General features: G+C 57.9%; 8 protein-coding genes and 1 pseudogene. 4 read left to right on the top strand and 5 right to left on the bottom strand.

What is annotated here, in order from left to right:
* Positions 1-374: 374 nt before the first annotated feature.
* Positions 375-578, bottom strand: coding sequence for a hypothetical protein (locus DK391_RS43540; RefSeq protein WP_109484192.1), 204 nt, complete (start codon positions 576-578; stop codon positions 375-377).
* A 212-nt stretch (positions 579-790) separates the two neighbouring features.
* Here DK391_RS43540 and DK391_RS43535 point away from each other — a divergent pair, with 212 nt between their 5' ends.
* Positions 791-1171: an NUDIX hydrolase gene (locus DK391_RS43535; protein WP_109484191.1), complete on the top strand. Its 381-nt coding sequence runs from the start codon at positions 791-793 to the stop codon at positions 1169-1171.
* Between the two features lie 31 nt (positions 1172-1202).
* Here DK391_RS43535 and phoU read toward each other — a convergent pair whose 3' ends face one another.
* The 3 genes from phoU to DK391_RS43515 form a co-directional block, all read right to left on the bottom strand.
* Positions 1203-1910, bottom strand: coding sequence for a phosphate signaling complex protein PhoU (gene phoU, locus DK391_RS43530; RefSeq protein WP_109484190.1), 708 nt, complete (start codon positions 1908-1910; stop codon positions 1203-1205).
* Positions 1911-3305: 1395 nt separating this feature from the next.
* Positions 3306-3650: a hypothetical protein gene (locus DK391_RS43520; RefSeq protein ID WP_109484188.1), complete on the bottom strand. Its 345-nt coding sequence runs from the start codon at positions 3648-3650 to the stop codon at positions 3306-3308.
* Positions 3651-3660: 10 nt separating this feature from the next.
* Positions 3661-3927 (bottom strand): DUF1488 family protein, encoded by a 267-nt coding sequence (locus DK391_RS43515; RefSeq protein ID WP_109484187.1) that lies wholly within the window; start codon positions 3925-3927, stop codon positions 3661-3663.
* Positions 3928-4157: 230 nt separating this feature from the next.
* Between DK391_RS43515 and DK391_RS43510 the strand changes: the two genes are divergently transcribed.
* From DK391_RS43510 to DK391_RS43500, 3 genes are all read left to right on the top strand, one after another.
* Entirely contained in the window at positions 4158-4400 is a 243-nt protein-coding gene (locus DK391_RS43510; protein WP_109484186.1) for a type II toxin-antitoxin system ParD family antitoxin, read from the top strand.
* The gene (locus DK391_RS43505) at positions 4397-4696 is read left to right on the top strand and encodes a type II toxin-antitoxin system RelE/ParE family toxin (protein ID WP_109484185.1); all 300 of its coding nucleotides are present in this window, start codon (positions 4397-4399) and stop codon (positions 4694-4696) included. Before DK391_RS43510 ends, DK391_RS43505 begins: the two co-directional genes overlap by 4 nt.
* A gap of 346 nt (positions 4697-5042) precedes the next feature.
* Positions 5043-5318, top strand: a complete 276-nt coding sequence (locus DK391_RS43500; RefSeq protein WP_109484193.1) for a hypothetical protein — start codon at positions 5043-5045, stop codon at positions 5316-5318.
* Between the two features lie 284 nt (positions 5319-5602).
* On the opposite strand, the pseudogene DK391_RS43495 reads toward DK391_RS43500, so the two are convergent.
* Positions 5603-6718: pseudogene (locus tag DK391_RS43495) on the bottom strand (tyrosine-type recombinase/integrase); the annotation flags it as partial.
* Between the last annotated feature and the right edge of the window lie 487 nt (positions 6719-7205).

Here is a 7205-nt window from a genome sequence, read left to right as displayed (position 1 = left end):
AACTCTGCAGTCAAAGCTGTCTCAAATGATCGAGCAGGCCTGTGGCCGGTCTCAGTTCGAGTTGAGACGCTCTGCAACATCGATCAGCCTGCCGAAGTGGGTCGGTCAGGGACACTCGGATGGTGCAGGGGGCAGCACGGTTGAGTTCTGTGGTGATGCACCTCCCCGATGGAGTGTCATGACACCCCACCGGTGCTTTCGTGATGCAGACTGCTGCAAGGTTCAGCGCGTCACGGCGATATGTTGCGCATTCACGCCGCCTCCCATCGAAATGGGGCTTCGAGAGAGCCACCAGGTCACTGGGTCAATGTACTTCCCGGTGGGATAAATCGTCGACAAGTATCCGAGCGGCATGATATCCACCGTCGAGCGCGTCAGACGTCACTGACGTACGGGCGGCCTGCCTTTTCTACAAATCTCAGCGGCGCGAAGCGCGACAAACGTGTGCCGGGCTCACAGATTCGCACGACGGCAACGTAGCCGGGATTTCTTGAAACTCGTTCGCCTCTACGAGTCTGAAAATCGGACTGGATTGCGATCTGCAGGGTGTAGCCGTTGTAGTCGAAAGTTTGCGCCATAGCATTCTCCTGTCACTGTACTTACCGGCATCAATGCGCGCCGCACAGGGATTCAAGCGTCACCTGGATCACGGCAAACTGACGTCGGGAACCCGTGGTGACGGACTGCGCATCTAAGCTGGCGGCGAATTTTGACATTTATGTGACATGGACGCCGGGAACATGGACAATCCCCGTTTTAACAGGCCATCGATCGGAAAAATCAGGGAAGGATGAAAAACCGGGCAACCGTATTGTGTATTCGAGACGACCGAATCCTGCTGGTCGCGAGAGCCCGTGCACGATGGGCGTTGCCGGGCGGCAGGATCAAACGTGACGAAGCGCCCCTTGACGCTGCGCGACGTGAACTTGAAGAAGAGACGGGTATCGCCGCATTGGACGTGGTCTATCTGTTCCAGTTCGGCGGATTGAACACTCACCATCACGTGTTTCTCGCGCAGGTGCCTGCAGATGTGGAGGCTGAGCCGATGAACGAGATCGCGCGATGCCGCTGGTTTGTACATACGAAGATCGCGACGCTGTCAGCGAGCGTGCCGACGCGTGGCATCGTCGAACTCGTCGTCAAGGCGATGACAGAATCAGAAGGAAACTGAGCGAGCGGCGAGATTGCCGCAACGTGTCTGGTCAGGTTCGCAGTACTTTCTCTTTGAGTCTCTCACGTGGCAGATGTCGAATGTCGCTGCCGTTGACGATATAGATCACAAACTCGGCCACGTTCACGGCGTGGTCGCCGATACGCTCAATTGCCTTGGCCATAAACAGATAATCCAGGCCTGTTGAAATAGACCAGGGAGCCGTGCTCATATCGGCAATCAGCCGTCTGACGAAGGCGCCAAATTCCTCATCGATGGCTTTGTCGTCCTTCATGATCTGCGCAGCGGCGGCGACGTCCATTCTGGCGAATGCATCGAGCGCCCGGTGCAGGATCTGCAGGGCCATTTCACCTGCATTTTTGAGTTCGACTATCTGGATCGCAGAGGCGCCACCGTCCTGGTCAATCCGTTTCAGTCGTCTGGCAATCTTTCGGGCTTCATCGCCCGCGCGCTCAAGGTTGGTCACGCATTTTGATGTGGCCATCAACAGACGCAGGTCACGCGCAGCAGGCTGACGGCGCGCGATGACGGTATTGATCTCATCGTCGACCTCGATTTCCATCCGGTTAAGCCGCTGCTCGGCCTCGCGTATATGCAGGAAGACCGTTTCATCGAACGCGTCCAGCATGTCCAGCGATGCCGCTACCTGCGATTCCACCAGTCCGCCCATCTCGAGGAGTTTTGAGGAAAGCAGATTCAGGGCAGCGTCGAACTGGCTGGAGGGGTGTCTATCTGACATTTATCCTCCTCGATCCGCATCAATGACCCTGATGCTGGAAAGCCGGGCACGAATATTTTTTAAAACGGTATATACCGTATTATTGTAACCAGTCAGCAATGTGCAAGTGACCGGCGAATCCCAGATGCAATGCGGGTGATCTGCCCCTGTTGCTCATAAAGCGCCACTTCTATGACACCTTGATGGCAGTGAACAGGAGGCAGGCAGGGTGCCAGATTTTCGCTGGCATGGCGGTGAGGTCCACGTGGTGTGGACCGATCGGTGCCATCAGATTTCTACGCAGGTAGTAACGCAACAATCGAAGGTGTAACGAGCAGGGGGAAAAATGAAACTTTCACATAAGATGAAGGCAAACGCGGCGGGACCGGTGTGGGGAGTGGCGTTAGGGCTGTTGCTCGCTGCCGGCGGAATTGGACTCTGGTACGGCGCCAGGCTATCAGCGTCAGGTGGCACGCTGGATGAGTCGCGGGCGGTGGCCTCGCTGCTGATCGGTGCGTTCGTGGCAATTTATGCAGGACACGAGCTGCGGCGACGATAGTGGCTCGCGGGTCTTGATCCTCCGGGGCGATTCAGGATCGCGTTTGTGTGTCTGTGCCGCTACCTTGGGGATGTGCCGCTAGCTATCCTTTCGCCCGCTCTCGTGAATCGTACGGTGCATCGCGGATGGTCCGACGTGCGACTGGATTTCCTGTCGCGGTTCGCAAAAATCTGCCAGCTGGTCACCGGAGTCGCCGCGCGCGACCGTCCGTCCTCGGGCTCGCAGACGAAGGTGTGTCCGGCATCGGCGCGCTGGCGCGCGGCTGCTCTCCGTCAACTCATCTGTGTATTCGATAAGCCAGCTCGCTGGCCGCAATGGGGCGAAGCGCGAAAAGTCCCTTGCCTTGCACCGATGAGCGTCGTGCGGTTAAGCGTCGCTGTCGCACGTGTGTCGCCCGTTTGAGTGTGTCTCCAATCAAGGTTTAAAAATCCGGCGCGAAGCATACCGCTCTTGCCAACGTCGACTCATGGTCCCCCGTCTCAACGGCGCAACTAACCGTCTAGCCGCCAAACAAACATTCCAGCTTCGCCAGGAAAGCTGCCAACAGGAAAGGGGCACATCGATCAAGGGAAGGAGCTTCGCCTGCCAGCCGCGGGTTGTCGGTCAAATGCCGCGTAACATTGACTGGATGTGGCGGATCAGAGGGCTCACGCACGCCCAGCAGATCGCTTGATCATTATTGATCGTATGGGTTGCTCCGTTGCCGGATTCCATGTAATTTCAACGGTTCCAAAAGAAGCAGGTACCCTGACTTTTGGTGCGTGTTGATGCCCACCGCCCATACCGGCTGTGGGCTTTTTTCGTGGCGAGAATCTCTCAGGGAACGCTCGTAACGGATACGGGCTTGCGATGCATGGCTACGCACGCTGCAGTCTCGCAGCACACTGGTCGTGAATCTGGCCGACGAGCGGCACCCGATAATCGAGACGCTCGCCATTCGTAAAAAGTAATGCGAGGGTTTGGTCGGTCCTGAGCCCGAACGTCGCCAGGATGTCGGGTGCCAGGCCGGCTGCCATGCGCAAAATGCCAATACGGTCCCGCCACTCTGGATTCGCGCCGTTGTCACGCATCCAGACGAGCGAGAGTTCAATCAGGTGATCCGTCTTGAGCCAGTCACCGGTGCGTGCCATGGCCACCAGTTCGCCGACCACGAGATAGCACAGCATTGCCACTCGGGCTTCGTCGTCGAAGAATGTCGTCATGGCAGCACGCTCATGGGCGCGCGAAATCGGCGTGCGTCAGTTCAAGGTGCGTGACTGGATGCGCGAGCACCTTGCGCTCGGCGACTGCCCGGATTCGGCCATAGCCATTGCGGAATGCACGCATAATGCGGAGCTCATCGGCGTTGGGTTCAAGCCAGAAGCAGTCCTGTAGTGCCCTGATCGTGACCACGCATTCGACCATCCCCTGAGAGCCGGGAAGGCTGAACGATACGCCGCGACCGGCGAGCACCTGTGGGGTAACTTCAAGCGTGTCCATGGGAATAAGCAGGCAATGCGATAGAAGCGGATGAGTGATTGTTGCACAGAGAATGCCGTGTGAATATCCGGATACCGTGCTGCCGTCCGATATCGCTCACTTCGGCTGCGGTGTTCCCGAAAATCCTCACCATACAGGACCGCGCACGAGTCGGATTGACGTACGCCGTTGACGGAGCTGTCGGGTTACCAAAAATTGGTATAATCAATGAGAAACCGATTGGAGTCATCATGGGCAAGAACACCTCCGTTTCGCTCGGCGATCACTTCGCCGAGTTTGTCGAGGATCGCGTGCGTGCCGGTCGCTACAACACGGCGAGCGACGTGGTTCGGGCCGGTCTGCGTCTGCTGGAAGAACAGGAAGCAAAACTCGATGCCTTGCGCGTCGAACTGGAGAAGGGCGAGCGCTCCGGGCCGTCCAGGCCGTTTGACTTTGACGCGTTTCTCGCGGGCAAGAAGAAGTCCGCAACGTGAAGGAGTTTGTTCTTTCGCCGGCGGCCGGGCTGGATCTTGATGATATCTGGGACTATTCGGCAAAATACTGGGGAATACGGCCGGCGGAGCGTTATATCCGCATGATCCAGGACACGATCGTTGGATTGACTGACGGCACACAGCCAAGCCGGGCAGCCTCCCATGTTCGACAAGGCTATCGAAGCGTGCTGGTCGGGACGCACATTGTATTTTTCAAAGAGACAGAAATTCTGATCGACGTGATACGAATTCTCCACCAGCGGATGAACCCTTTTCAACACCTGAGCGAGCACTAGCGTCTTTTGTCGTCTTGGTAGTGGGGCGGTCGATTGCGCCGCTTTACTTGCCGAAGTCTCACGCCAGCTGTCGCTGTAACTCGATAGACGAAATATAGCCAGGCATTTCGTCAGTCTGGCCACCCGACACACGCTGTCGACACCGCTACTTCGCGTCCACGTCTCAGAATACCGCGCTACTTCCCTTTCGGAGATGCTTCAGGGTTCGCGATTGTCGCAATTCCTGGAGGATTTTTCTTGTTCTACATTCGTGCGTATAACGTTCCATAAGCGGAGCACGATAAGCTTCATCACGCAGCACAGGCACTCGACGCACCAACTCAACGACTCGGTCCAGACATACATCATGGGTACCAAGGCGACGCTCGCGCATCACGAATCCGAAGACGGCAAACCTTCCTGGCGCCTTTATGAAGAGCTATTTGAAGGGAGTGTGGTGTACCTTCAGCTTGAGGGCGTTGCTATCGACTTCACAACACTTGGCAACATGGAAAACCGGCCGGGCACCGTAGTGCTCCGCTTGCCAATCGAGACCGCGAAGCAGCTTGGAATGCACTCTGTTGTTCCTGCCGAAAAATGGGAAACCCTGTGCGACAGGGAAAAGCCGAAGCCGCTGAAATAATCCCTTGGGTCGCGACGCAGGGTTTCGACGATTCGAGTGGTCCGGTCGATTGACTGCAGTACGGATCGGGCACCTCGCAACGCGGCAACCAGCAACGTGGGTAACAGTCATTTGCAGTGGTCGGCACAAATCACCCGCGTGTCGGACATCGATTTTAGGCGCTCGGTTGAGTTGCAGCGGCACGTAGCGTTGCTGCCATCATCGCATTGATGGTTCTCCATTGATGGCCAACGCATAAACTGATTAAAGAGCCAGGCACATCCTTGACGAACGTGCGCACGACCTCATTTTCGTGCAGTGAACGCTTCCGCAAATTGACGCGCGCGTTTGACCTCATCGCTGTGCAAATAAATCGAGGTGGTGGATACCGATGCGTGCCGGAGGTTGTCGCGCACCGCGGTGAGATCGGCGCCGTTGCCCAGCGCGTGCGTGGCGTGCGTGTGCCGCATCCAGTGCGGACTGGCCCGTCGCAGCTTGTCCGCGAGCGGCGCGTGATCGGCTTCGATCGATTTCGCCGCCAGCACAAAAAACCGCCTCATCACGACCCACAGACGTGCGCTGCTGATGGTCGAGTCGCTGTCCGTTTCCAGGCTACCGAGGATAGGGGTTGCCGGATGCCAGCGTACAGGCACGACGGGCAGTCCGCGTTCGGCCAGATAGCGCGCGAGCGCATCCCACGCGAGCGGTGGCAGCGCGACGCGCGCGAGCTTTTTACCTTTACCCATGACGCGCAGCCAGTGCTCGCCGCGTGGATCTGTTTCTGCGTGGCCTAGGGTCGCGCCCACCAGTTCACTGGCCCGCAGCCCCGTCGCGTACCCGAAATCGAGCAGGAAACGTAGCCGCTGTGCAGCGGGCTCGGTCCAGGCGTAGGACCACTCGAGTCCGTCGGCGATCGTGCGCACCAGCGCCCATTCGCCGTCCGTAAAAGCGCGCGAGGCGTCGAGCGCAGTCGGACTGCTGCCGCGCACCTTCACGCCCGCAAACGGGTTGGCCAGCACGTAGCGCTGCTCGACGAGCCAGCGGAACAGCGCGCCGAGAATCGACAGCGCGTGGGCCACCGAGCGCGTGGAGAGACTACCATTGAAGGGGCGCCAGTCGGATGAGGTGCGGGCGCGCACCGGACCGACCCAGCGGGCTCGGGGCGAGGGCTGGCGTAGGAAGGCGCGATAGGCGATCGCGTCTTCGGTGGTCAGCGACGACAGCGCGCGGCCGCGCTCGACGATCGCCCACAGGATCAGGCGCTCGGCCTCCTTGCGGTAGGTCCGCTGCGTCGCGGGGGATTCGTGCAGCGCGAGCCAGGTCTGGACCGCCTGATAGTCGTTGGTCGCATCGAGCGTGCAGGTAGCGGGCTGGGCGCGGAAGGTGCCCGCTGACCCGTCGACCTCGTGCGGCTGCCGTAAATCGAAATAACTCTGTCAATCCAGAGTCCCCGAAAAGGCAACCTAGATAGGGGAGCACCGGATTGAGTTGACAAAATTAATTGCACTTCGAACGAAAAAAATCCGTCTACTCCCGTGAAAGCGGATTAAATTAGTCAACTGATGTTCAAAGAACAAAGTGGCCGACCAACCAACCGATAGTATTGTGTTTTGCGTCGTTGCAAGTACGGCGAGGCGGTGCGTATAGCTTACAACATCAAAAGATCCGGCTTGCGGCACTGATATCTGATCTGAAAGGTTCGTCGCTGCCGAGGAGAGATAAGGCTGCCATTTATAGAACCAGTTTCTATGTAATACGGAGTGCGAATTGGTTGAAGAAAGGCGAGCCGTGATGTGACTCATATGCTACAAAAAGTAGGCTTTTTTGTAGCGGAATCTCTGCAAAAGTCCTGGCATTGACGCGAGCGTGCACTATCCTGGGATGAGGCGAATTCAAGGAGTGGCACGA

The organism is Paraburkholderia sp. C35, assembly GCF_003121405.1.
GTDB lineage: Bacteria > Pseudomonadota > Gammaproteobacteria > Burkholderiales > Burkholderiaceae > Paraburkholderia.
Note: the sequence above shows the minus strand (reverse complement) of the source record. Positions and strands in the feature narration are given on the sequence as shown.